Annotated in this window: 22 protein-coding genes; 11 read left to right on the top strand and 11 right to left on the bottom strand. The window is 71.2% G+C overall.

The window, feature by feature from the left end:
• Nucleotides 1-54 precede the first annotated feature (54 nt).
• A complete protein-coding gene (locus CS0771_RS07530) occupies nucleotides 55-303 on the top strand; it encodes a DUF3073 domain-containing protein (protein WP_203750746.1) in 249 nt (82 codons plus the stop codon).
• A gap of 21 nt (nucleotides 304-324) precedes the next feature.
• On the opposite strand, the gene amcA is transcribed toward CS0771_RS07530, so the two are convergent.
• From amcA to CS0771_RS07515, 3 genes are all read right to left on the bottom strand, one after another.
• Complete coding sequence (gene amcA / locus CS0771_RS07525; RefSeq protein ID WP_212840352.1) at nucleotides 325-519, bottom strand: multiple cyclophane-containing RiPP AmcA; 195 nt, start codon at nucleotides 517-519, stop codon at nucleotides 325-327.
• On the bottom strand, nucleotides 503-1,588 hold the full coding sequence (gene amcB / locus CS0771_RS07520; RefSeq protein WP_212845683.1) for a cyclophane-forming radical SAM peptide maturase AmcB: 1,086 nt from the start codon (nucleotides 1,586-1,588) through the stop codon (nucleotides 503-505). The genes amcA and amcB overlap by 17 nt, the downstream gene beginning before the upstream one ends.
• Before the next feature lie 120 nt (nucleotides 1,589-1,708).
• The gene (locus CS0771_RS07515) at nucleotides 1,709-3,658 is read right to left on the bottom strand and encodes a carboxypeptidase-like regulatory domain-containing protein (protein WP_212840351.1); all 1,950 of its coding nucleotides are present in this window, start codon (nucleotides 3,656-3,658) and stop codon (nucleotides 1,709-1,711) included.
• 203 nt (nucleotides 3,659-3,861) lie between these two features.
• Between CS0771_RS07515 and CS0771_RS07510 the strand changes: the two genes are divergently transcribed.
• The 3 genes from CS0771_RS07510 (at nucleotide 3,862) to purM (ending at nucleotide 7,154) form a co-directional block, all read left to right on the top strand.
• Nucleotides 3,862-4,218 (top strand): sterol carrier family protein, encoded by a 357-nt coding sequence (locus tag CS0771_RS07510; RefSeq protein WP_203750739.1) that lies wholly within the window; start codon nucleotides 3,862-3,864, stop codon nucleotides 4,216-4,218.
• Between the two features lie 192 nt (nucleotides 4,219-4,410).
• Nucleotides 4,411-5,943: an amidophosphoribosyltransferase gene (gene purF, locus CS0771_RS07505; RefSeq protein ID WP_212840350.1), complete on the top strand. Its 1,533-nt coding sequence runs from the start codon at nucleotides 4,411-4,413 to the stop codon at nucleotides 5,941-5,943.
• A 68-nt stretch (nucleotides 5,944-6,011) separates the two neighbouring features.
• The gene (purM, locus tag CS0771_RS07500) at nucleotides 6,012-7,154 is read left to right on the top strand and encodes a phosphoribosylformylglycinamidine cyclo-ligase (protein ID WP_212840349.1); all 1,143 of its coding nucleotides are present in this window, start codon (nucleotides 6,012-6,014) and stop codon (nucleotides 7,152-7,154) included.
• 314 nt (nucleotides 7,155-7,468) lie between these two features.
• Here purM and CS0771_RS07495 read toward each other — a convergent pair whose 3' ends face one another.
• Together CS0771_RS07495 and CS0771_RS07490 are read right to left on the bottom strand one after the other, a co-directional pair.
• On the bottom strand, nucleotides 7,469-8,341 hold the full coding sequence (locus CS0771_RS07495) for a transketolase family protein (RefSeq protein WP_212840348.1): 873 nt from the start codon (nucleotides 8,339-8,341) through the stop codon (nucleotides 7,469-7,471).
• A gap of 2 nt (nucleotides 8,342-8,343) precedes the next feature.
• Entirely contained in the window at nucleotides 8,344-9,021 is a 678-nt protein-coding gene (locus CS0771_RS07490; protein WP_212840347.1) for a transketolase, read from the bottom strand.
• Nucleotides 9,022-9,081: 60 nt separating this feature from the next.
• On the opposite strand from CS0771_RS07490, the gene soxR reads away from it, so the two are divergent.
• The 3 genes from soxR to CS0771_RS07475 are packed head-to-tail and all read left to right on the top strand — an operon-like array spanning nucleotide 9,082 to nucleotide 10,884.
• Nucleotides 9,082-9,513 carry a redox-sensitive transcriptional activator SoxR gene (gene soxR / locus CS0771_RS07485; RefSeq protein WP_203750733.1) on the top strand — a complete coding sequence of 144 codons (432 nt, stop codon included), beginning with the start codon at nucleotides 9,082-9,084 and terminating at the stop codon, nucleotides 9,511-9,513.
• Between the two features lie 46 nt (nucleotides 9,514-9,559).
• Nucleotides 9,560-10,213, top strand: coding sequence for a transglycosylase domain-containing protein (locus CS0771_RS07480; RefSeq protein WP_212840346.1), 654 nt, complete (start codon nucleotides 9,560-9,562; stop codon nucleotides 10,211-10,213).
• Between the two features lie 41 nt (nucleotides 10,214-10,254).
• On the top strand, nucleotides 10,255-10,884 hold the full coding sequence (locus CS0771_RS07475; RefSeq protein ID WP_212840345.1) for a transglycosylase domain-containing protein: 630 nt from the start codon (nucleotides 10,255-10,257) through the stop codon (nucleotides 10,882-10,884).
• Nucleotides 10,885-11,096: 212 nt separating this feature from the next.
• On the opposite strand, the gene purL is transcribed toward CS0771_RS07475, so the two are convergent.
• The 5 genes from purL to purB all read right to left on the bottom strand — a co-directional run bounded on the left by purL (nucleotide 11,097) and on the right by purB (nucleotide 16,747).
• Nucleotides 11,097-13,571 (bottom strand): phosphoribosylformylglycinamidine synthase subunit PurL, encoded by a 2,475-nt coding sequence (gene purL, locus CS0771_RS07470; protein WP_212840344.1) that lies wholly within the window; start codon nucleotides 13,569-13,571, stop codon nucleotides 11,097-11,099.
• The gene (purQ, locus tag CS0771_RS07465; RefSeq protein WP_203750719.1) at nucleotides 13,568-14,248 is read right to left on the bottom strand and encodes a phosphoribosylformylglycinamidine synthase subunit PurQ; all 681 of its coding nucleotides are present in this window, start codon (nucleotides 14,246-14,248) and stop codon (nucleotides 13,568-13,570) included. Before purQ ends, purL begins: the two co-directional genes overlap by 4 nt.
• Nucleotides 14,245-14,487 (bottom strand): phosphoribosylformylglycinamidine synthase subunit PurS, encoded by a 243-nt coding sequence (gene purS / locus CS0771_RS07460; RefSeq protein WP_212840343.1) that lies wholly within the window; start codon nucleotides 14,485-14,487, stop codon nucleotides 14,245-14,247. Before purS ends, purQ begins: the two co-directional genes overlap by 4 nt.
• A 118-nt stretch (nucleotides 14,488-14,605) precedes the next feature.
• Nucleotides 14,606-15,208 (bottom strand): TMEM165/GDT1 family protein, encoded by a 603-nt coding sequence (locus CS0771_RS07455; RefSeq protein ID WP_212840342.1) that lies wholly within the window; start codon nucleotides 15,206-15,208, stop codon nucleotides 14,606-14,608.
• 96 nt (nucleotides 15,209-15,304) lie between these two features.
• A complete protein-coding gene (purB, locus tag CS0771_RS07450) occupies nucleotides 15,305-16,747 on the bottom strand; it encodes an adenylosuccinate lyase (RefSeq protein WP_212840341.1) in 1,443 nt (480 codons plus the stop codon).
• Nucleotides 16,748-16,843: 96 nt separating this feature from the next.
• Here purB and CS0771_RS07445 point away from each other — a divergent pair, with 96 nt between their 5' ends.
• From CS0771_RS07445 to CS0771_RS07435, 3 genes are all read left to right on the top strand, one after another.
• On the top strand, nucleotides 16,844-17,059 hold the full coding sequence (locus tag CS0771_RS07445; RefSeq protein ID WP_212840340.1) for a type II toxin-antitoxin system VapB family antitoxin: 216 nt from the start codon (nucleotides 16,844-16,846) through the stop codon (nucleotides 17,057-17,059).
• Nucleotides 17,056-17,478 carry a PIN domain nuclease gene (locus CS0771_RS07440; protein WP_212840339.1) on the top strand — a complete coding sequence of 141 codons (423 nt, stop codon included), beginning with the start codon at nucleotides 17,056-17,058 and terminating at the stop codon, nucleotides 17,476-17,478. The genes CS0771_RS07445 and CS0771_RS07440 overlap by 4 nt, the downstream gene beginning before the upstream one ends.
• Nucleotides 17,479-17,562: 84 nt before the next feature.
• Nucleotides 17,563-18,495, top strand: coding sequence for an endonuclease domain-containing protein (locus CS0771_RS07435; RefSeq protein WP_212840338.1), 933 nt, complete (start codon nucleotides 17,563-17,565; stop codon nucleotides 18,493-18,495).
• Between the two features lie 44 nt (nucleotides 18,496-18,539).
• Here the strand turns inward: CS0771_RS07435 and CS0771_RS07430 are convergent, their stop codons facing one another.
• Complete coding sequence (locus CS0771_RS07430) at nucleotides 18,540-19,802, bottom strand: acetyl-CoA C-acetyltransferase (protein WP_212840337.1); 1,263 nt, start codon at nucleotides 19,800-19,802, stop codon at nucleotides 18,540-18,542.
• Between the two features lie 46 nt (nucleotides 19,803-19,848).
• Between CS0771_RS07430 and CS0771_RS07425 the strand changes: the two genes are divergently transcribed.
• On the top strand, nucleotides 19,849-21,150 hold the full coding sequence (locus CS0771_RS07425; RefSeq protein WP_212840336.1) for a 3-oxoacyl-ACP reductase: 1,302 nt from the start codon (nucleotides 19,849-19,851) through the stop codon (nucleotides 21,148-21,150).
• The last annotated feature ends 1 nt before the right edge of the window (nucleotide 21,151 follow it).

The raw sequence follows: 21,151 nt of genomic DNA, 5'->3' as shown, positions 1-21,151 counted from the left end.
TCATCGGGGCCCGCCTTCGGGTAGCCCCGTCATTCATGTGCGAGGGGGTCGGCCATGGGGCGCGGCCGAGCTAAGGCCAAGCAGACTAAGGTGGCCCGGGAGTTGAAGTATCACTCCCCGAACACCGACCTCGCCGCCTTGCAGCGCGAGCTCGGAGGTAACGAGCTCAGCAGCGGCAGCGGCAGTACTGTTGCCGAGGATCACGACGACGACGAGCGCGATCCGTACGACCCGTACGCGAATTACGCCGTCGACGACGATGACGATGACGACGACGGTAAGGACTGGACTCCCCGCCGCTGATCTTCCTGTGGGCACCGCCGCTCAGCGCGGCCGGTTGTTCCAGTTGAAGAAGGTCGGGATGTTCTCGAAGTGGTTCCAGGCACAGACGGCGCCGCCGTCCGTGCCTGGCCCTTCAGAACGGGCCAGCCGCGCCAGCCGCGCCTCCTCCAGCAGGGGAGCGAGTTCGGCGCGGGCGTCCAGGATCCGGTCGGCCAGGCGGTCAGTCTCGTCGGACATGGTCGAGCACTCCCTCCAGTAGGTTGATCTTGCTGTTGCGGCAGTGCTCGGTCTCCGTGCCGTCGAACCGTCCGTGCTCGAAGTAGCGGTTGGCGGCGTGCCCGCCCCCGCAGAAACCGAAGTACGGGCAGGACGTGCGGCACGCGGCGATCCCGTCGAGGAACTCCGGCACCCAGCCGGTCCGTGCCGTCCCCAGCAGCGCCGACAGCGGGCTGGTGAGCACGTTACCGCTGGTGAAGTCGCCGTACACCGGATCGTGGAACCCGGCCAGCTCCGGCGAGAGCAGCACCACCGAGCCGTCGTACCCGATCGTCGGGATGGGGTCCAGCGTGCGCGGCAGCAGCCCGTCGGCGGTGCCGTCCAGCACCGCGCCCAGGTAGCGCAGACTCCATTCGAGCTCGCGCACGTGGATCCGCGGGTCGGCCCGCCATGCCGCAGCCAGCTCGGCCCAGAAGGCCCGCACCGCGATCGCGTCATGCCCGTTGGGACGCTCGTTGACGCCCTCGCGCTCCTCGATGTTGACGCCGAGGATGTCGCAGCCCAGCTCCAGGAAGTACCCGTACAGCCGGGCCGCCAGCCCCGGCCGCGGCTCGCCCACCACGCACAGGGCCGCGAACGGCAGGCCGTGCCGCCGCAGCGCCGCGATCCCCCGCTCGATCCGGTCGTACGCGGGCCGCCCCGCGCGCGACACACGCTGCCCGTTGAGGTCCTCGGGGCCGTCCACGCTCACGCTCACCCGCACCCCGCGAGCGGCGAACAACTCGCACCACGCGTCGTCCACCAGCGTCGCGTTGGTCTGCACGTGCTGCTCCACCCCCGCCGCGAACGGGGCCATCAGCGCCGTCAGGTGCTCGCGGCCGGCCGCCAGCGGCTCACCGCCGTGCCAGACCACGGAGAAGCGGCCCCCGGCCGCCCAGGCGTTCGCGTCCGTAGCCACCGCCTCGGCCACCGCCACCGGCATCCGCCGGTCGGCCGCGCGCAGGGGCAGGTAGCAGTAGACGCAGTCCAGATTGCACAGCGTCGTCGGCTGCATCACGACATACCCCGGCATGGGGGACAGCCCCCGCATGCCGCCAACACCGGCCACCCGCCCATTCCAGCAAACCGCGCGGCCTTTTTCCATGATCAAAGCTCCCGCCATGCTGTCGGAACAGCGTGACGGGAGCTTTGATGGGGCAAGTGGGGCGGGTCAGTCGTCCAGCCAGTCGAGGCGGCGGTCGCCGCGGTTGCCGCGCCGGTCGTCGCCGTAGCCGTTCTGCTGGCCGTAGCCGTCCTGCTGGCTGCCGTACGGGTCCTGGCCGTAGCCGCTCTGCTGCTGGCCGTAGCCGCCCTGCTGGGTGCCGTACGGGTCCTGCTGCTGGCCGTAGCCGCCCTGCTGGGCGCCGTATGAGTCCTGGCCGTAGCCGCCCTGCTGGCCGTAGCCGGCCTGCTGGGTGCCGTACGGGTCCTGCTGCTGGCCGTAGCCGCCCTGCTGGGCGCCGTACGAGTCCTGCCCGTAGCTGCCCTGCTGCTGGCCGTACCCGCTCTGCTGGTCCTGGCCGTAGCCGCCCTGGTTCGAGCCGTAGCTGCCACCCGAGGTCGGACCCGCGTAGTGCGTGGGCTCGTCGTACTGGCCCTGGTAACCGCCCTGCGGCTGGCCGTAGCCGCCTTGCTGGGCACCGTAGCCGCCCTGCTGGCCGTACCCGCCGGGCTGCTGGCCGTAGCCGCCCTGGTCGCCGTAGCCGGGCTGGCCGCCGCCGTAGCCGCTGGTCGGGGCCACCGGCGAGCCGTAGCCGCCGGCGGGGCTGCCGCCATAGCCGCTGGTCGGGGCCGGGCTGCCGTAGCCGCTGGTCGGCGCCGGGTTGCCGTAGCCACTGGTCGGGGCTGCGGGCGAGCCGTAGCCGCCCTGCGGAGCGCCGTAGCCGGCCTGGTCGTAGCTGGGCTGGCCGCCGCTGTAACCGCTGGTCGGGGCCACCGGCGAGCCGTAGCCGCCGTACTGCTGGGTGGCGGCCGGGGAGCCGTAGGGCTGCTGAGCGCCGCGCTGCTGCGGCACGCCACCGTACTCGCCGGGGCGGTGCATCACGGTCGCGTCGTTGCCCGCTCCGGGGCGGGCCACCATTGTCGGGTCGGCGGGACGGCCGTACGTGCCACCACCGGCGCCGCCGTAGACGCCCGCACCCGCTCCGGCCCGCACGGGCTGGCCGGGACGCACGCCCGGACGGCCGCGCACCGGCTCGTCGTCGTCGTCCTCGTCGTCCTCGTCGTCGTCATCGTCGTCGCCGCCGCGCTTCATCACCAGCAGCACGATCGCGCCGATACCCAGCGCCACCAGCAGACCGCCCAGGATGATCATGACCCAGGTCATGGCGTCCAGGCCGCCCTCTTCCTTCTGGTCGCCGGAGACGTCGACGGCCTCACCGGGGCTCTCCTCGCCGGTGCCGGCCGAATCCTCGGGCAGCGCGCTGGCGGCGTCGGTCGGCGTCGCCTCGACCGACGGCGTGGCGCTGGCCGCGGCCTCGTTGACCATCGAGATCCGGATGTCGGTCTTCGACTGGCCCGCGCCGAGGTTCTGGCTGAAGGTCTTCATCGTGAACGGGTCCTTCTGGACCGTGACCACGATGAGACCGGGCGCGATCGGCGCGGAGGCGGACGGCACGAACCGGAAGGAGCCGTTGGAGCCGGTCGTCTTGACCGGGAACTCCTTGTCGTTCCCGTCGGACAGCAGCACGAGGGCGCCCGAGAGCGGCTGGCCGGTGCGCGAGTCGTACACGGTGCCGGCGATGGTGCCGGTCGACTGCTGTGCGGCCTGCAGGCTGATGGTGACCGTCTTAGCCTGGGCGCCGGCCGCCTCGATCTTGACTTCGACCTTGTCGCCCTGCACCGGATCGCCCGACACAGAGAGCTTGAACTCGAAGGACTTGGAGCCGTCAGCCTCGATCGTGTCGTCAGCGGGCGAGTTGCACTGGACGCACTCGACCTTTGAGCTGTTGTCACCGGCGGTGATCGAAGGCACACCCGGGCTGCTGTCGTTCTTGACCGATCCCTTGATCGTGATCGTGTCGCCCTTCTTGGCGGACGACGGGAACGAGTCGACGTTGATCGACGCCGCCTGCGCGGATGCCGGAGCGGAGACGCCGACGAGTGTGCCTAGCGACACCATCGCTACCACTCCGACGCGTGCCAACCAGGACCGTCGCTGGGTAGTCACGGCCACCGCCTTCCAAGCTCCTCGATATCCCACAGCGAGCGGGGTGTGGGGGGCGCTGCGGGAATACACCGCCCGCAACTATGCCTTGCGAAGGAAGGATTGCGCGACCCAGGGCCCGTACATAATGAGTAAAAGTAATCTTGTATCGTCCGCTTATGTCCCCCTCGCCTGATATATCCCCGGCGGTGGCCGAAGCCCTCGACTCCCTGGCCACGGGTCGGGTCCCGGAACGTTTGACGCTTCGCGATGCGGTTAGGGCACTCTTGGCACATCTTGCGACGACGGCTCCTGGCCGTTCGGTGGAGGTGCGGGTTCCCCCATACGGTGCGATTCAGTGCGTCGAAGGGCCAAGGCACACCCGTGGTACGCCCCCGAACCTGGTCGAGACCGATCCGGTCACATTTCTTCAGCTCGCCGCCGGACGCGTGGATTGGGCGGCGGCGGTGGCGGATGGGCGGATTCGGGCCAGCGGCATTCGGTCCGATATCGGGGCTCTTTTCCCGATCGTCTAGGCCTGGCAGACTGGTAACCCTGGATTCAGTCACGTGTCGCACGGGCCAGGCACCGGGGTGTCCGCCCCTGCCGGTCACGTACACTGAGCTGCGGCGGCAATCGCCGCCCGACGCCGACACACACCATCGATGCCGGCTTTGGCGAGCAGGGCATCGACCAGCTACTGAAGCGACAAGCGCAAGGAGCAGCAGGTGCCCCGAGGCGACGGCCGGTTGAGCCACGAACTCGACCCCCACCGGCCAGGCCCGCAAGACGCATGCGGCGTCTTCGGTGTCTGGGCCCCCGGTGAAGAGGTCGCGAAGCTCACCTACTTCGGCCTGTACGCACTGCAGCACCGCGGCCAGGAGGCGGCGGGCATCGCGGTCAGCGACGGTTCCGGAGTCGTGGTCTACAAGGACATCGGCCTGGTCGCCCAGGTCTTCGACGAGCCGACGCTGGCCAGCCTGCGCGGCCACCTGGCGATCGGGCACGCGCGGTACTCGACCACCGGCGACTCGACCTGGGAGAACTCCCAGCCGACGCTCCAGTCGACCAGCGCCGGCACCACCATCGCGCTGGCCCACAACGGCAACCTGGTGAACACCGCCGACCTGGCCCGCCGCGCCGACGAGCTGGGCATGGACCGGCAGGGCTCGACCAACGACACCGGCCTGGTCACCATGCTGCTGGCGGGCCGGCCCGACCTGTCCGTCGAGGCCGCCGCGATGGAGGTGCTGCCGACCGTCGAGGGCGCGTTCAGCTTCGTCTTCATGGACGAGAACACCCTCTACGCGGCACGCGACCCGCACGGCGTGCGCCCGCTCATGCTCGGCCGCCTGGAGCGCGGCTGGGTCGTCGCGAGCGAGCAGGCCGCGCTGGACATCGTCGGCGCGTCCGTGGTCCGCGAGGTCGAGCCCGGCGAGCTGATCGCCATCGACGAGTACGGGCTGCGCTCGCAGCGCTTCGCCGCGCCGGACCCCAAGGGCTGCCTGTTCGAGTACGTCTACCTGGCCCGGCCGGACGCGACGATCTCCGGCCGCAACGTCTACTCGACCCGGGTGGAGATCGGCCGCCGCCTCGCCAAGGAGCACCCGGTCGAGGCCGACCTGGTCATCCCGAGCCCCGAGTCGGGCACGCCGGCCGCGATCGGCTACGCCGAGGCCTCCGGCATCCCGTACGGGATGGGCCTGGTGAAGAACGCCTACGTCGGGCGCACCTTCATCCAGCCCTCGCAGACCATCCGTCAGCTGGGCATCCGGCTCAAGCTGAACCCGCTGCGCGACAACGTGCGGGGCAAGCGCCTCGTCGTGGTCGACGATTCCATCGTGCGCGGCAACACGCAGCGCGCCATCGTGCGCATGCTGCGCGAGGCGGGCGCGCTGGAGGTACACGTACGCATCTCCTCTCCGCCGGTGAAGTGGCCGTGTTTCTACGGCATCGACTTCGCCACCGGCGCCGAACTGCTGGCGAACGGCACCGACCTGGAGGGCATCCGCCGCTCCATCGGTGCCGACTCGCTCGGCTACGTGTCGCTCGAGGGGCTCATCGCCGCCTCCGAGCAGCCGAAGAACCGCCTGTGCCGGGCCTGCTTCGACGGGGAGTACCCGATCAAGCTGCCGGCCGCCAACCTCATCGGCAAGCACGTGCTCGAAGGGGTCGGCCGCCGGGTCGGTCCCGAGGAGCGCACCAGCGACCAGCCCTCAGCGCCGACGACGGAGCTGAGCAGGCCCGGAATTTCTGGCTAGCACCACTCGTCACGGCACCGACACCCTTCCCTGAAAAGCCGGTGCCGCGCACAAAGAGGAGAAAAACCGTGACGCACGTGACCGAGCGCCCCGTCTCCGGGCAGCCGGAGAACGGCAACCGCCAGCTGTGGACGGCGGAGGGCAGCACCAACCGCCGGCGCACCGTCACCTACGCCGACGCGGGCGTGTCCATCCACGCCGGCGACCGGGCCGTGGAGATGCTGAAGGACAAGGTCGCGCGTACGCACCGCCCGGAGGTGCTGGGCGGCCTCGGCGGCTTCTCCGGCCTGTTCAAGCTCGACACGTCGAAGTACAAGAGCCCGGTGCTGGCCTCGTCGACCGACGGCGTGGGCACCAAGCTGGCCATCGCGCAGCAGATGAACATCCACGACACGGTCGGCATCGACCTGGTCGCGATGGTCGTCGACGACCTGGTCGCCTGCGGCGCGGAGCCGCTGTTCCTGCTCGACTACATCGCCTGCGGCGAGGTCGTGCCGGACCGCATCGCCGAGATCGGCGCGGGCATCGCCGACGGCTGCCGGTACGCCGGCTGCGCGCTGCTGGGCGGCGAGACCGCCGAACACCCCGGCCTGATGCGCCCGGACGAGTACGACCTCTCCGCCAACGGCGTCGGCGTCGTCGAGGAGGACCAGATCCTGGGCGCCGAGCGGGTCCAGGTCGGCGACGCGGTCATCGCGATGCGCTCCTCCGGCCTGCACTCCAACGGCTACTCGCTGGTCCGTCACGTGCTGCTCGGCCAGGCCCGGCTCAAGCTCGACTCGGTCATCGAGGACCTGGGCGACCAGCGCACCCTCGGCGAGGAACTGCTCACCCCGACCAAGATCTACGCCAAGGACTGCCTGACGCTGATCGCCGAGTGCGAGGTGCACGCGCTCGTGCACGTCACCGGCGGCGGCATCCCCGGCAACCTGGTCCGCGTGCTCCCCAAGCACGTCGACGCCATCGTCAACCGCTCCACCTGGGCCCCGCAGCCGATCTTCGACCTGATCCAGCGCAAGGGCCGCATCGACACCGCCGACCTGGAGTCGACCTTCAACATGGGCGTCGGCATGTTCGCGGTGGTCTCCGCCGCCGACGCCGACCGCGCCATGGCCCTCCTCACCGGCCGCGGCGTCGAGTGCTGGCACGTCGGCGACATCGTCGAAGGCACCGGCCAGGTCCACATGCTCGGCCACCACACCCGCGGCTGACCCTCCCACCACCAAGATCGCGACGATCTTGCATGAGCTGCGGGGATGACACGCCCGTATCGGGCGTATCCCCAACAGTTCGCGCAAGATCGTCGCGATCTTGCTTTGCGGCCGCCCGCGCGGAGTGAGGTGCGGCTCGCGGGCGGTGGTCAAGATCGGGGTTTCGTGTCCAAAGGTGCGGCCTGACCGCAGGTTGGACACGAAACGCCGATCTTGGCAGGGACGGGCGTCGGAGCCCGGCCGTGGGTGGAGCCAGGCCGCGGGGTGGAACCGGGGCGGGGTGGGGCGGACCGGGTTGAGCGGACCGGGGCGGGTCAGAGCCAGGTCGTCAGGGCGGTGCGGAGGCCCGCCGGGTCGAGGCCGTGGGCGCGGGCGTGGTCCGCCGGGGTGCCGTAGGCGTGGAGATCGACCCGGCCCACCCCCAGGCTGAGGAGGCGGTGCGGCCGGTCAGCCAGAGCTTCGCTCACCACGTGGGCGGAGGTGCCGGCCAGATACGGCTCGACCAGGGCCACGTTGCCGGAGCCGGCCAGCGCGCGCAGGCCGGCGGTGTCGAAGGGGCGGGGGGTGTGCGTGTACGCCACCGTGACGTCCAGCCCTCGCGTCGCCTCCAGCACCGGTGCCAGCATCGGCCCCACCGCCACGACCAGCGCTCCCGAGCCGTGGCGCACCGGCCGCAGCAGGTGCGCGTCGGCGTACGCGATGTCGTTGACCTGCGCCGAGAGCCGCAGGTAGACCGGGTCGTCGTGGGGCATCGCGGCCGCCAGCAGCGGCGCGACCTCGCCGGGGTGGCCGGGCACGTGCACGGTCCAGCCGGGCAGGGTGTCGATGAGCTGCACGTCCATCGGTGACATGTGGGTGTAGCCCGCGGTGGAGCCGTCGTAGGACGCGCCGACGCTGACCAGCACCGCGCCGACGCCCTGGTGGGCCAGGTCGAGCTTGATCTGCTCGTACGCCCGGTCGATCAGGAACGTGGCGTAGGAGTGTGCGACCGGGCGCAGCCCGGTGAGGGCCAGCCCACCCGCCACGCCGATCATGAGCTGCTCGCGGATGCCCACGTTGCGCACCCGGTCGGGGTGCTTGAGGGCGACCGGCTCGAACGCGGCGGCCGAGATGTCGGCCAGCACCAGCGCGGTGCGCGGATCCTCCTCGATCAGCCGGGACATGGTGCCGGCGAACGCCTCTCGCATGATCAGCTCCCCTTCTGCTCGACACGCGCCACGACGACGTGCGGCGCGCCCTCCCGTGCCTGCGCCAGCCCGGCGGCGATGGCGTCGTGGTCGCGGCCGTCCACGGTGACCGCGGTCCAGCCGTGCACCGCGAACCGGGACGCGATCCCGCCCGGCCAACCGTGCGAGGCCGACTGGTTGTCGATCACGAGCGCGGTGACCGTGTCCAGGCCGGTCGCGCCGGCGTACGCGATGGCCTCGTGGTTGCTGCCCTCGTCCAGCTCCGCGTCGCCGAGCAGGACGTACACCCGCGGTGCCAGGCGGCCCTGGGCCCGCAGCCCGAGCGCGGTGCCCACGCCGAGACCGAGCCCGTGCCCGAGGGAGCCGGAGCTGATCTCGACGCCGGGCACGCGCAGCCGGTCCGGGTGGTGGCCGAGCGGGCTGTCCGCCCCGGCCAGGTCGTCGAGCCAGTCCGGCGGGAAGAAGCCCTTGGCGGCCAGCACGGCGTAGTACGCGGCCGGGCCGTGGCCCTTGGAGAGCAGGAAGCGGTCCCGGTCGGGGTCGTCGGGGTGGCGCGGGTCCACCCGCAGCACCCGGTCGTAGAGGACCCAGAGCACGTCCAGGGTCGAGTACGCGCTCGGCGCGTGCTTCTCGTCCCCGGTCAACCGCGTGAGCAGCGGTTCCACCTCGATGACAGCCATGAGAGTAGGGTGCAAGTTAAAGTGCACTTGAACTCAAGGCGGGGGATCGTGAAACCTGGTGTGACGCTGCTGACGATAGGCGAGCTGTCGGCCCGGAGCGGGGTGGCCCCGTCGGCGCTGCGCTTCTACGAGGAGCGCGGCCTGATCCACTCCGTGCGCACCGGCGGCAACCAGCGCCGCTACGAGCGCAGCGAGCTGCGCCGCGTCTCCTTCATCCGGATCGCGCAGCAGGTCGGGGTGTCCCTGGAGCGGATCCGGGAGGCGCTCGCCGAGCTGCCGGAACGGCGTACCCCCACCAAGGCGGACTGGACGCGGCTTTCCGCGCGCTGGCGGGCCGACCTCGACGCGAGGATCGCGCTGCTGGAGCGACTGCGCGACACGCTCGACGGCTGCATCGGCTGCGGCTGCCTGTCCCTGCAGTCCTGCGCGCTCTACAACCCGGGCGACCAGCTGGCGGCACAGGGCCCCGGACCGCGGAAACTGCTGGCCTGACCCGGGCGGGGCTGCGCACAGCCGTCGATACGTCTACCGTGTGGGAGTGTCCATTGTCGACCTTCCGCGCTCGGCGCCGCTGCCGCCGCCGAAGCCGAACCGCCTGCTCCGGCTCGCGGGTCTCGCTGCGGTGCTGGCGCTGCTGGCGGGCGTCGCCTACGGCGGGGTCCGGTACTACTACGCCGACGTGCCGATGCCGAAGGAGCGTTTCGACACCACGCACCCGATCCGGGTGACGAACCTGCCGCCCGGCGTCGCCGACGCCTTCGTCGCGGCCGTCGACCCCGGCTTCCACGACCAGGCGACCGGCCTGATCTGGCCGTCCACGCTGATCACGAAGAAGTACGCGGTCGTCGCGATGGGGCTCGACGAGTCCGAGCTGGACAGCTGGCGGGTGCGCGTCGCCGCGCACAAGCTCGAGGACTGGTACTCCAAGTCCGACCTGCTCGGCTTCTACCTGACCACGGCACGCTTCGACACCGGCGCGACCGGCCTCACCGAGGCGGCCCGGTGGTACGCCGGCAAGGAGCCGCGCGACCTGACCCTCGCCGAGGCCGCGCTGGTCGCGGTGCACGTGGGGGCGGGCTCGACCCACGTCGAGCAGGCCTGGCACCGGGTGCTGGACACCATGGTCGAGCGCGGCCTGCTGAGCGCCGCGACCCGCGCCGGACTGGTGTTCCCGAAGCCGGTCCCCCACTGACGGGGCGGTGGCGGCGCCGTGCCCGGGTCTAGGGTGAGTCCATGACCATGGTCGATGTGGTGCAGCAGTCCTCGCCCCGATGGAGCCGGCGCCGCCGGATCATCACCGCGATCGTCGCGATCGACGCGTTCATCGTGCTCTTCGCGGCGGTGGCCGCCACGCAGTTCTACGACAGCGTGCCGGAACCGGCGGAGCTCCGGCCCCAGCAGGCGGTCGTGGACCTGCGCGAGGTGCCGATGCCGGTGCTCAACACGTTCGTCGCGGCCGTCGACCCCGACTTCTACGAGGAACCGTTCCGGCCCTGGTCGGGCTCGCTGATCACCCGGCGCTACGCCGCGACGGCGGCGGACGTGGATGACGTGTCGAGCTGGCGCGTCGGCATCATGGCGTCGAAGCTCGAAGACCGGTACACCCGCACCGAGCTGCTGGGCTTCTACCTGAACAACGCCGACTTCGGCCGCGGCACGGTCGGCCTGGCCACCGCGGCGCAGACGCGCTTCGGCAAGCCCGTGGCGCAGCTGTCCGTCGCCGAGGCCGCCGTGCTGGCGGTGCCGCTGGCCCCGGATGCCGACGCCGATCCGCGCCGGGCGTGGGAGTCCGTGCTGGACACGATGGTGGAGCGGGGCTGGCTGAGCCAGGCCGAGCGGGCCACCCAGACCTACCCGGCCTGACTCTCCCCACCGCCGCGGTCGGCGGCCGCCACGGGGCGATGCCCGGGAAACTGCGGCCTAGCCGGTTCGGATTCGTGCACTTTCCCCGAAACTGCAGCCTCGCCAGCTCGGACTTGTGCACTTTTCCCGAAACTGAGGGCGGCCTGCCCGGTGGCGGATCAGGTGGTCCGGCACCGGGCAGGCCGCCCGGGGTGTTTGCGTCGGGGTGCTGTCTACTGCTGGTCGGTGGGCTGGTCGCCCGGCTCCGGCTGCCCGGCCTCGCCGGCCTGGACCGCCGGCTCGCCCTCGGCGAGCAGCACCGATTCGGTCGCCACGGCCGTCTCGGCCGGGGTCTCCACGACGACGGTCTCGGTGAGCACGGCGGTCGTGACGGCACCGGCCGCGGCCTCGGCCGCATCCGGCTCACCGGCGCCGAACAGCTTCGGCAGCGCGCTGGAGAAGGCCTCCCGCAGCTCGGCCTGGCTCACCGCGAAGCGGCCGGCCTCACCGTGGCCGATGACCGTGAGGTCCGAGCCCTCGTCGTCGACCTGGCCCAGCACCGTGGCGGGCAGCTCGTGCTCGGCGAGCAGCTGCTCGAACGCCTGGCGGTGACCCACCGGGACGGTCAGCAGCACCCGGCCCGCCGACTCGCTGAACAGCGACACGAACGGCTCGGCGTCGGTGGGCAGGGTAACCGTGGCGCCGAAGCCCTTGCGCAGCACCGACTCCAGCAGCGCCTGCGCCAGGCCGCCGTCGGACAGGTCGTGCGCCGAGCGGACCAGCCCGGTCTCGGCGGCACGCTGCATGAACGCGGCGATGGCCATCTCCCGGCCGAAGTCGACCTTCGGCGGGCGGCCGCCCAGGTGACCGTGCGCCACCCAGGCCCACTCCGAGCCGGACAGCTCCAGCGCGGTCTCACCCAGCAGCACCAGCACGTCACCGGCGTGTGCGAAGCCCATCGGGATGCGGTGCGCCACGTTCTCCAGCACGCCCAGCACACCCACCACCGGCGTCGGGTGGATCGCGATCGCACCGGTCTGGTTGTAGAAGCTGACGTTGCCGCCCGTCACCGGGATGCCCAGCTCCTGGCAGCCGTCGGCGATGCCGCGCACCGCCTCGGCGAACTGCCACATGACCGCCGGGTCCTCCGGCGAGCCGAAGTTGAGGCAGTCGGTGACCGCGACCGGCTCCGCGCCGGTGACGGCCACGTTGCGGTACGCCTCGGCCAGGGCCAGCTTGGCACCCTCGTACGGGTCGAGACGCGCGAAGCGGGAGTTGCAGTCCAGCGACAGCGCGACGCCGAGCCCGGTCTCCTCGTCGAGGCGGACCACGCCGGAGTCCTCCGGCTGGGCCAGCACCGTGTTGCCCAGCACGTAGCGGTCGTACTGCTCGGTCACCCACGACCGGTCGCACAGGTTCGGCGACGCGGCGAGCTTGAGCAGCGTGTCCTTGAGCTGGAAGTCGTGATGCGGGCGAGGCAGCGTCTCGGCCCGGTCGGCCTGCAGCAGGATCAGGTCCGCGGGCTCGCGCAGCGGCCGGGCGTACACCGGGCCGTCGTCGGCGAGGCTGCCCGGCGGCACGTCCACCACGGTCTCGCCGTGGAACGTGATCCGGACCCGGCCGGTGTCGGTGACGACGCCGATCGGGGTGGCGATGACGCCCCACAGCTGGGCGATGCCGAGCACGGCGTCCAGCTTGGCCGGCTCCACGATGAAGAGCATGCGCTCCTGCGACTCGCTGGCCAGGATCTCGTGCGGCTCCATCGAGGCCTCACGCAGGTGGACCTTCTCCAGCTGGATGTCCATGCCGGTGCCGGCCGCGGCCGCGGTCTCGGTGAGCGCGCAGGTCAGGCCCGCGCCGCCGAGGTCCTGCACGCCGACGATCAGCTTGGCCTGGTACAGCTCCAGGCACGACTCGATGAGCAGCTTCTCGGTGAACGGGTCGCCCACCTGCACGCTGGGCCGGCGCTGCTCCGACGCGTCGTCGAAGGTGGCGCTGGCCAGCACCGACACGCCGCCGATGCCGTCGCGTCCGGTCTTGGCGCCCATCAGCACCACGATGTTGCCGGGGCCCTCGGCCTCCTTGCGCTGCAGGCCGTCGACCGGCAGCACGCCCAGGCTGAGCGCGTTGACCAGCGGGTTGCCCTGGTAGCACTCGTCGAAGAAGACCTCGCCGCCGACGTTGGGCAGGCCCAGGCAGTTGCCGTAGCCGCCGACGCCCGCCACCACGCCGGGCAGCACGCGCTGGGTGTCCGGGTGGTCCGCGGCGCCGAAGCGCAGCGAGTCCATCACCAGGATCGGGCGCGCGCCCATGGCGAGGATGTCGCGCACGATGCCGCCGACACCGGTCGCCGCACCCTGGTAGGGCTCGACGAACGACGGGTGGTTGTGCGACTCGACCTTGAAGGTGACCGCGAGCTTCTCGCTCACCTGGATGACGCCCGCGTTCTCACCCATGCCGGCCAGCATGCGGTCGGACTGCGGCGCCTTCTCGCCGAACTGGCGCAGGTGCACCTTGCTCGACTTGTACGAGCAGTGCTCGCTCCACATGATCGAATACATGGCCAGCTCGGACTGGGTGGGGCGGCGGCCCAGGATCTGCTTGATCCGCTGGTACTCGTCGTCCTTGAGGCCCAGCTCCAGGTAAGGCTGGAGGTCGTCCGGGGTCGCCTCGGCGTCCTTGACGGTGTCGATCGAGATGTCGCTCATGCTGCTGCCCCCGCCAGGTGCCGGAGCACCGAAGAGAAGAATCCGAGACCGTCCAGCGAGGGGCCGGTCAGCGCCTCCACGGCGTGCTCCGGGTGCGGCATGATGCCCAGCACGTTGCCGGCCTCGTTGCGGATCGCCGCGATGTCGCGGGTCGAGCCGTTCGGGTTGCCGCGGATGTAGCGCGCCACGATCTGGCCGTTGGCCTCCAGCTCGTCCAGCGTGCGCTGGTCGGCCACGTAGCAGCCCTCGCCGTTCTTCACCGGGATCAGGATCTCCTGCCGGTCGGTGAAGTGGTTGGTCCACGCCGTGTCGGTGTTCTCCATCCGCAGCCACTGGTCCCGGTTGCGGAAGTGCAGGTGCTGGTTGCGGGTGAGCGCGCCGGGCAGCAGGTGGGCCTCGCAGAGGATCTGGAAGCCGTTGCAGATGCCCATGACCGGCATGCCGCCGCGCGCGGCGTCGGCGACGGCCTCCATCACCGGCGCGAACCGGGCGATCGCGCCGCAGCGCAGGTAGTCACCGTAGGAGAAGCCGCCCGGGAGCACCACGGCGTCGACGCCGTGCAGCTCGGGGTCGGCGTGCCAGAGCCGTACGACCTCGGCTCCGGAGATACGCGCGGCACGGGCCGCGTCCCCGTCGTCCAGCGAACCGGGGAAGGTCACCACACCGATCTTGCTCATGCCGCTTCTACGACCCGGATGTCGTAGTCCTCGATGACCGGGTTGGCCAGGAGCTTGTCCGCGATCTCGCGGGCCCTCTCCAGGTCGGCCTCTCCGGCGAAATCGATCTCGACACGGCGACCGATACGCACTGAGGCGACGTCGTTGACGCCCAGGCGGGGCAGCGCGTTCGCGACGGCCTGCCCCTGCGGGTCGAGGATCTCGGGCTTAAGCATGACGTCAACCACGACGCGAGCCACGGGGAAACTCCTGACTTTTTCTATGTCTGCCTGTCCGCCACGGGCAGGTTCAGATTACCGGCAGGCGTAACCGGCAAGAATTCTGGGGAGCACCGAAACTCCCACAAGTTCACTGCTTTCACAGAGCTGAGAGCAAGGTCACGACCGACAGGACCCCGCAGACCCCGGCGCCCACGTAACGGATGACCCTGAGCTTCACCCGTTTCAACAGCCACCGGCCGAGCAGCACCGCCAGACCGGACACGGTGGCCAGACCCAGCCAGCCGCCGAGGAACGTGGGCACCACCGGCCGCCCGCTGGCGACCAGCCCCGCCAGCAGCAGCTGGGACAGATCCCCCCACTCGGCGGTGAACAGCACCAGGAAGCTCGCGCCCGCGGCCCGCCAGCCGCGCTTGGGCTCGGCGGCCTTGGCCGCGAACTCCTCCTCCTGCTCCTGCTCCTGCTCGTCGGCCTTGCCCGCGCCCCGGGCCAGCACGAAGGCGCCCACCGCGAACAGCGCCGCGGCGACCAGCTGCACCGGCTGGGTGGGCAGCTTCGTCAGCAGCGCGCCGAAGGCCACCGCGATCACGCACTGCACGCCGAACGCGGCCACCACGCCGAGCCAGGTGGGCAGGGGCGGGTAGCGGGTGCTCAGGACCAGCGTCGCCACGAACGTCTTGTCCGGCAGCTCCACCGGAAAGATCGCCACGAAGGCCACCAGCAGCGCGCCCAGGAACTCCACCCGGTGATCCTCTCAGCCCCGACCCCGCACCGCGCCTGCGGCGCGTTAGGAAGGGCACCTTCTACTACGGAAAACGAGAAGAAGGTGCCCTTCCTTTCAGAGGATGGCGGCGGGGGTGTAGGCGGCGGCGGAGGGGTGCTGGGCGGCGATCTTCTCGACCTGGGCGACGATCGCGGCGACCTGGGCGGAGGCGGCGCCGACGAAGGCGGAGCGGTCGGCGACCAGGGCGTCGATTTCGGCGCGGGAGAGGCTCAGGCGGGCGTCGGCGGCGAGGCGGTCGAACAGGTCGTTCTCGGCCTGGCCGCGCTCGCGCATGGCCAGCGCCACGGCGACCGCGTGCTCCTTGATGGCCTCGTGGGCGGTCTCCCGGCCGACGCCCTTCTTGACCGCGCCGACCAGCACCTTCGTGGTGGCGAGGAAGGGCAGGTAGCGGTCCAGTTCGCGGTTGATCACGGCAGGGTACGCGCCGAACTCGTCGAGCACGGTGAGGAAGGTCTGGAACAGGCCGTCCAGGGCGAAGAAGGCGTCCGGCAGGGCCACCCGGCGCACCACCGAGCAGGACACGTCGCCCTCGTTCCACTGGTCGCCGGCCAGCTCACCGGCCATGCTCGCGTAACCGCGGACGATCACGGCCAGGCCGTTGACCCGCTCGCTGGAGCGCGTGTTCATCTTGTGCGGCATCGCCGACGAGCCCACCTGGCCCGGCTTGAAGCCCTCCGTGGCCAGCTCCTGGCCGACCATCAGCCGGATCGTGGTGGCCAGGCTCGACGGCGCGGACGCCGCCTGGGCCAGGGCGGTCAGCACGTCGAAGTCGAGCGAGCGCGGGTAGACCTGGCCGACGCTGTCGAGCACCCGCTGGAAGCCGAGGTGCCCGGCGACCCGGCGCTCCAGCTCGGCGACCTTCGCGGCGTCGCCGTCGAACAGGTCGAGCTGGTCGGCCGCGGTGCCCACCGGGCCCTTGACGCCGCGCAGGGGGTAGCGGGCGATCAGCTCGTCGAGGCGCTCGTACGCGATCAGCATCTCCTGCGCCGCCGAGGCGAACCGCTTGCCCAGCGTGGTGGCCTGCGCGGGCACGTTGTGCGAGCGGCCCGCCATGATCGTCTGGTCGTACTCGGTGGCGCGGGCGGCCATCCGGGTCAGCGCGGCGACGATCCGGTCCCGGATCAGCAGCAGCGAGTCGCGGATCTGCAGCTGCTCGACGTTCTCGGTCAGGTCCCGGGAGGTCATCCCCTTGTGGATCTGCTCATGGCCGGCGAGCTCGCTGAACTCCTCGATGCGCGCCTTCACGTCGTGCCGGGTGACCCGCTCGCGGGCCGCGATGGAGTCCAGGTCGACCTGGTCCAGCACCCGCTCGTACGCCTCGATCACGCCGTCGGGCAGCGCGATGCCGAGATCACGCTGGGCGCGCAGCACCGCGAGCCACAGCCGGCGCTCGGCGCGGACCTTCTCCTCGGGCGACCACAGCGTCACCAGTTCAGCGGAGGCATAGCGGGTGGCCAGGACATTCGGAACGTGCGGGCGCTTCGTCACGTGCCTCATTCTCGCACGCAGCGATCCCCGTCCCTGGCGAGCCCGAGGCCCGGCGTATATACTCCTTGGCGAGATCGTATATATCGCGGCCGCGAGGGGGACCCGATGGCGAAGATGCTGATCGACATCGACGAGGAGCTGCTCGCCGACGCCGCCGAGGTCTTCGGCACGAAGACCAAGAAGGACACCGTCAACACCGCCCTGCGGGAGAGCGCCGCCCAGCGCAGGCGCGCGGAAGCCCTTGCCAAGCTGCGTGAATTCGGTGACGCAGGATACTTCGACGAGCTTCTGGATAAGAAGAACTATCGTCCTAAGCCGTGACGGTCACCTATCTCATCGACACGAGCGCACTGGTCCGGCTGCTCCGCCCGAGCGGCGGAAGACTCGGCTGGGACAAGCCGGTGAGCCAGGGCCTCATCGGACTGTGCGCGGTGACGGAACTCGAACTGCTCCATTCCGCCAGGTCCGCCGCCGACCGAGCGGTGCTGCTGGACACGCTCCGGCTGGCCTATCCATGGGTCGTCATCCCCGACGGGGTGTACCGTCGCGCCGCAGAGGTCCAGGACCTGCTCACCCAGCAGGGCCAGCACCGCAGCGCCGGCCCCATCGACCTGCTCGTCGCCGCCACCGCGGAACTCAACGGCCTCACGGTCCTGCACTACGACGGCGACTTCGACGTCATCAAGAAAGCCACCGGCCAACCCGCCCAATGGCTCGCCCCACCCGGCACCATCCGTTAGCTACCTTCCCCCAGTCGTGGATCTAGATGATTTGTGGTCGCTGGGGCGACAACAAATCATCTAGATCCAGGCCAGGCTGCTCGGGTGGAGGAGCTGGAGTGGGTGCTGTTCGCGCAGAGCAACGTGCTGACCTGGGCGCAGGCGGTGGAGTTGCTGACGGTGGGCAAGGTGCGGCACCGGATCGAGACGGGACGCTGGCGGCAGGTGTGCCGAGGCATCGTCTTCGCGGGGACCGGGCCGCTCAGTCTCGATCAACAGCGCTGGGTGGCGGTGCTGGCCGCCGGGCCTGACGCCCGGCTGGCCGGGCTGGCCGCCGCGCACGCCGGTGGGCTGCGCGGGAAGTTCCGCGAAGAGCGGATCGATGTGCTGGTTCACACCGGGGGCCACCGGCCCGATCTATTCCGTCGGCTGCCCCTCGACATGCCGGCGGTCAAGGTACGCCGCACCATCCACCTGACCGAGCAGGACTGCCAGCTCGGGCGGCCGCCACGCACCACGATCGCCCGTTCCGTCGTCGATGCGGCCTCCTGGGCGCGGTTCCCCGACGCGGCGCAGACGATCGTCGCGGCGGCCTGCCAGCAACGGCTGGTCCTGCCGTCGGAACTGCTGGAGGTGCTGCACCGGCTGCCCCGGGCACCGCGCCGCACGCTGATCGCCACCACGGCACGGGACGCCGCGGGCGGCGCGGGCGCGCTCTCTGAGATCGACTTCGTGAAGCTGTGCCGCCGCCACCACCTCCCCGTGCCCGACCTGCAAGACCGGCGTGTGGACGCCAGCGGCAGGGTCCGCTACCGGGACGCGTACTGGCGGGCGTACCGGCTGCACGTCGAGGTGGACGGCGCCCACCACATGGAGGTGGCCCACTGGGAGGCGGACATGAGGCGGCAGAACGACATCTGGACCGGCGGGGACCGCATCCTCCGCTTCACCGCGTACCAGATCCGCACCCGCCCCGACGAGGTCGCCGCCACCCTCCGCACCGCGCTCCACGCGGCGGGCTGGGCTGGATCTAGATGAGTTGTTGCTGCCCAGGCGACCACAACTCATCTAGATCCAGAGGGTCAGCGTTCGAGAACGGCGACGACGCCCTGGCCGCCGGCGGCGCAGATCGAGATGAGGGCGCGGCCGGAGCCGCGCTGGGCGAGCAGCTTCGCGGCGGTGGCCACGATGCGGCCGCCGGTGGCGGCGAAGGGGTGCCCGGCCGCCAGCGACGAGCCGTTCACGTTGAGGCGGGACCGGTCGATGGTGCCCAGGCCGTTGGACTCCCAGGCGGCCAGCGTGGCCAGCACCTGCGACGCGAACGCCTCGTGGATCTCGTAGAAGTCGAAGTCCTGCAGCTTGAGGCCGAGCCGGGACAGCAGCTGGGGCACGGCGTACACCGGGGCCATCAGCAGGCCCTCGGGCTCGGGGTCGCCGTGCACGAAGTCGACCGCGGCGGTCTGCGCGGTGACGAAGTGCGCCAGCACCGGCAGGCTGTGCTCGGCGGCCCACTCCTCGGAGCCGAGCAGCACGACGGCGGCGCCGTCGGTGAGCGGGGTGGAGTTGCCCGCGGTCATGGTCGGGTTCTTGCCGCGCAGTCCGTACACGGGCTTGAGCGAGCCGAGCTTCTCCAGCGAGGTGTCGGGGCGCAGGTTCTGATCCCGGGTCAGGCCGAGGTACGGCGTGAGCAGGTCGTCGAAGAAGCCGGCCTCGTACGCGGCACCGAGCTTGCGGTGCGAGTCGAGCGCCAGCTCGTCCTGGTCGGCACGGGTGACGCCCCAGCGCTCGGCGGTGATCGCGGCGTGCTCGCCCATGGACAGCCCGGTGCGCGGCTCGGCGTTGCGGGGCAGCTCCGGCTTGAACGGCTGGAGCGGGCGCAGCGCCAGGGCGGCCTTGAGCCGGTCGCCGGTGCTCTTCGCGCTGTTGAGGCGCAGCAGCACGCGGCGGAACTGCTCGTTGAGCTGGAGCGGCGCGTCGGAGGTGGTGTCCACGCCGCCCGCGATGCCGGACTCCAGCTGCCCCAGCGCGATCTTGTTGGCGAGATAGGTGATCGCCTGGAGGCCGGTCCCGCAGGCCTGCTGCAGGTCGACGGCGGGAGTGGCCGGGTCGAGGCCGGTGCCGAGCACCGACTCGCGGGTGAGGTTGAAGTCGCGGGCGTGCTTGAGCACGGCGCCCGCGGCGACCTCGCCGAGGCGCTGCCCGGACAGTCCGTAGCGGGCGATCAGCCCGTCGAGCGCGGCGGTGAGCATGTCCTGGTTGGAGGCCTGGGCGTACTTGCTGTTGGACCGGGCGAACGGGATCCGGTTGCCGCCGAGGACGGCCACCTTACGCACACTCTGAGTCACAACAGCCTCCTGGTGTTCGACCTTACTCGCGAGTAAGGTCTACCGCATGAGCGACCGTTACACAAGTTTCGCAAGGTCCGGGCCTGGGCGGGCGATAGTCAAGCGGCTCGGCCTGCCCGATCCGCAGAAGCTGGCCCGATTCCGCGAGGGCGACGCGCTCATCCCCGGCCCGGTGCTGGTCGGCCCGTCCGACGGCCCGCGCTTCGAGGAGCTGGCCAAGCTGTACGCGTCGAGCGAGGAGGCCGGCAGGCACCACGCGCTGGTCTTCGACGCGACCGGCATCACCGGCCCGGCCGGCCTGCGCGCGCTCTACGACTTCTTCCACCCGGTCGCGCGAGCGCTCACCCCGGCCGGCCGCGTGGTCGTGCTGGGCCTGCCGCTCGCCTCGGTCGCCGACCCGGGCCAGGCTGCCGCGCAGCAGGCCCTGGACGGTTTCGTACGCAGCGTCGGCAAGGAGTTCGGCCGGGGCACCACCGCGCAGCTGGTCCGGGTGCACCCGGACGCCGACATCGCCGCGCTGCGCTCGACCCTCGACTTCCTGCTGTCGGCGAAGTCGGCGTACGTGAGCGGGCAGACGATCACCGTGGGCGCCGTCCCGGCGCCGGAGGGCGGCGATCTGCGAGGCAGGATCGCGCTGGTCACCGGCGCGGCGCGGGGCATCGGCGCGGCCATGGCCCGGGTGCTGGCGCGCGACGGCGCCCACGTGATCTGCCTGGACGTGCCCCCGGCCGGGGACGACCTGGCCAAGGTCGCCAACGAGGTACGCGGCGAGGCGTACCAGCTGGACCTGACCGGGGCGGACGCCGCGCAGCGGCTGGCCGACCACCTGCGGGAGCGGCACGGCCGCCTGGACGTGCTGGTGCACAACGCGGGCATCACCCGCGACAAGACGCTGGCGAACATGGACCCGGCCCGCTGGGACGCCGTGCTCAAGGTCAACCTGATCGCCCCGGCGCACGTCACGCAGGTGCTGCTCGACGCGGGCCTGATCCCGGACGGCGGCCGCATCGTCGGCGTGGCCTCCATCGCGGGCATCGCCGGCAACCGCGGCCAGACCAACTACGCCGCCAGCAAGGCCGGTGTCATCGGCTGGGTGCACGCGCTGGCCCCGGTGCTCGCCGCGCGGGGCATCACCGTGAACGCGGTCGCGCCGGGCTTCATCGAGACCGCGATGACCGCGAAGCTGCCGATGTTCATCCGCGAGGCCGGGCGGCGCATGAACAGCATGTCCCAGGGCGGCCTGCCGGTGGACGTCGCGGAGACGGTGGCCTGGTTCGCCGCGCCCGGCTCGGCCGCGGTCACCGGCAACGTGGTGCGTGTCTGCGGCCAGTCGCTGCTGGGGGCCTGAC

Origin of the sequence: Catellatospora sp. IY07-71 (assembly GCF_018326265.1) — a bacterium.
Taxonomy (GTDB): Bacteria; Actinomycetota; Actinomycetes; order Mycobacteriales; family Micromonosporaceae; genus Catellatospora.
This window is presented reverse-complemented; position numbering and strand designations above follow the sequence as displayed.

Coding starts and splice junctions, on each gene's coding strand:
- CS0771_RS07530 (WP_203750746.1), top strand. CDS start 55: ATGGGGCGCGGCCGAGCTAAGGCCAAGCAGACTAAGGTGGCCCGGGAG.
- amcA (WP_212840352.1), bottom strand. CDS start 519: ATGTCCGACGAGACTGACCGCCTGGCCGACCGGATCCTGGACGCCCGC.
- amcB (WP_212845683.1), bottom strand. CDS start 1,588: ATGCGGGGGCTGTCCCCCATGCCGGGGTATGTCGTGATGCAGCCGACG.
- CS0771_RS07515 (WP_212840351.1), bottom strand. CDS start 3,658: ATGGTGTCGCTAGGCACACTCGTCGGCGTCTCCGCTCCGGCATCCGCG.
- CS0771_RS07510 (WP_203750739.1), top strand. CDS start 3,862: ATGTCCCCCTCGCCTGATATATCCCCGGCGGTGGCCGAAGCCCTCGAC.
- CS0771_RS07495 (WP_212840348.1), bottom strand. CDS start 8,341: ATGCGAGAGGCGTTCGCCGGCACCATGTCCCGGCTGATCGAGGAGGAT.
- CS0771_RS07490 (WP_212840347.1), bottom strand. CDS start 9,021: ATGGCTGTCATCGAGGTGGAACCGCTGCTCACGCGGTTGACCGGGGAC.
- CS0771_RS07475 (WP_212840345.1), top strand. CDS start 10,255: ATGACCATGGTCGATGTGGTGCAGCAGTCCTCGCCCCGATGGAGCCGG.
- purL (WP_212840344.1), bottom strand. CDS start 13,571: ATGAGCGACATCTCGATCGACACCGTCAAGGACGCCGAGGCGACCCCG.
- purQ (WP_203750719.1), bottom strand. CDS start 14,248: ATGAGCAAGATCGGTGTGGTGACCTTCCCCGGTTCGCTGGACGACGGG.
- purB (WP_212840341.1), bottom strand. CDS start 16,747: ATGAGGCACGTGACGAAGCGCCCGCACGTTCCGAATGTCCTGGCCACC.
- CS0771_RS07445 (WP_212840340.1), top strand. CDS start 16,844: ATGGCGAAGATGCTGATCGACATCGACGAGGAGCTGCTCGCCGACGCC.
- CS0771_RS07425 (WP_212840336.1), top strand. CDS start 19,849: ATGAGCGACCGTTACACAAGTTTCGCAAGGTCCGGGCCTGGGCGGGCG.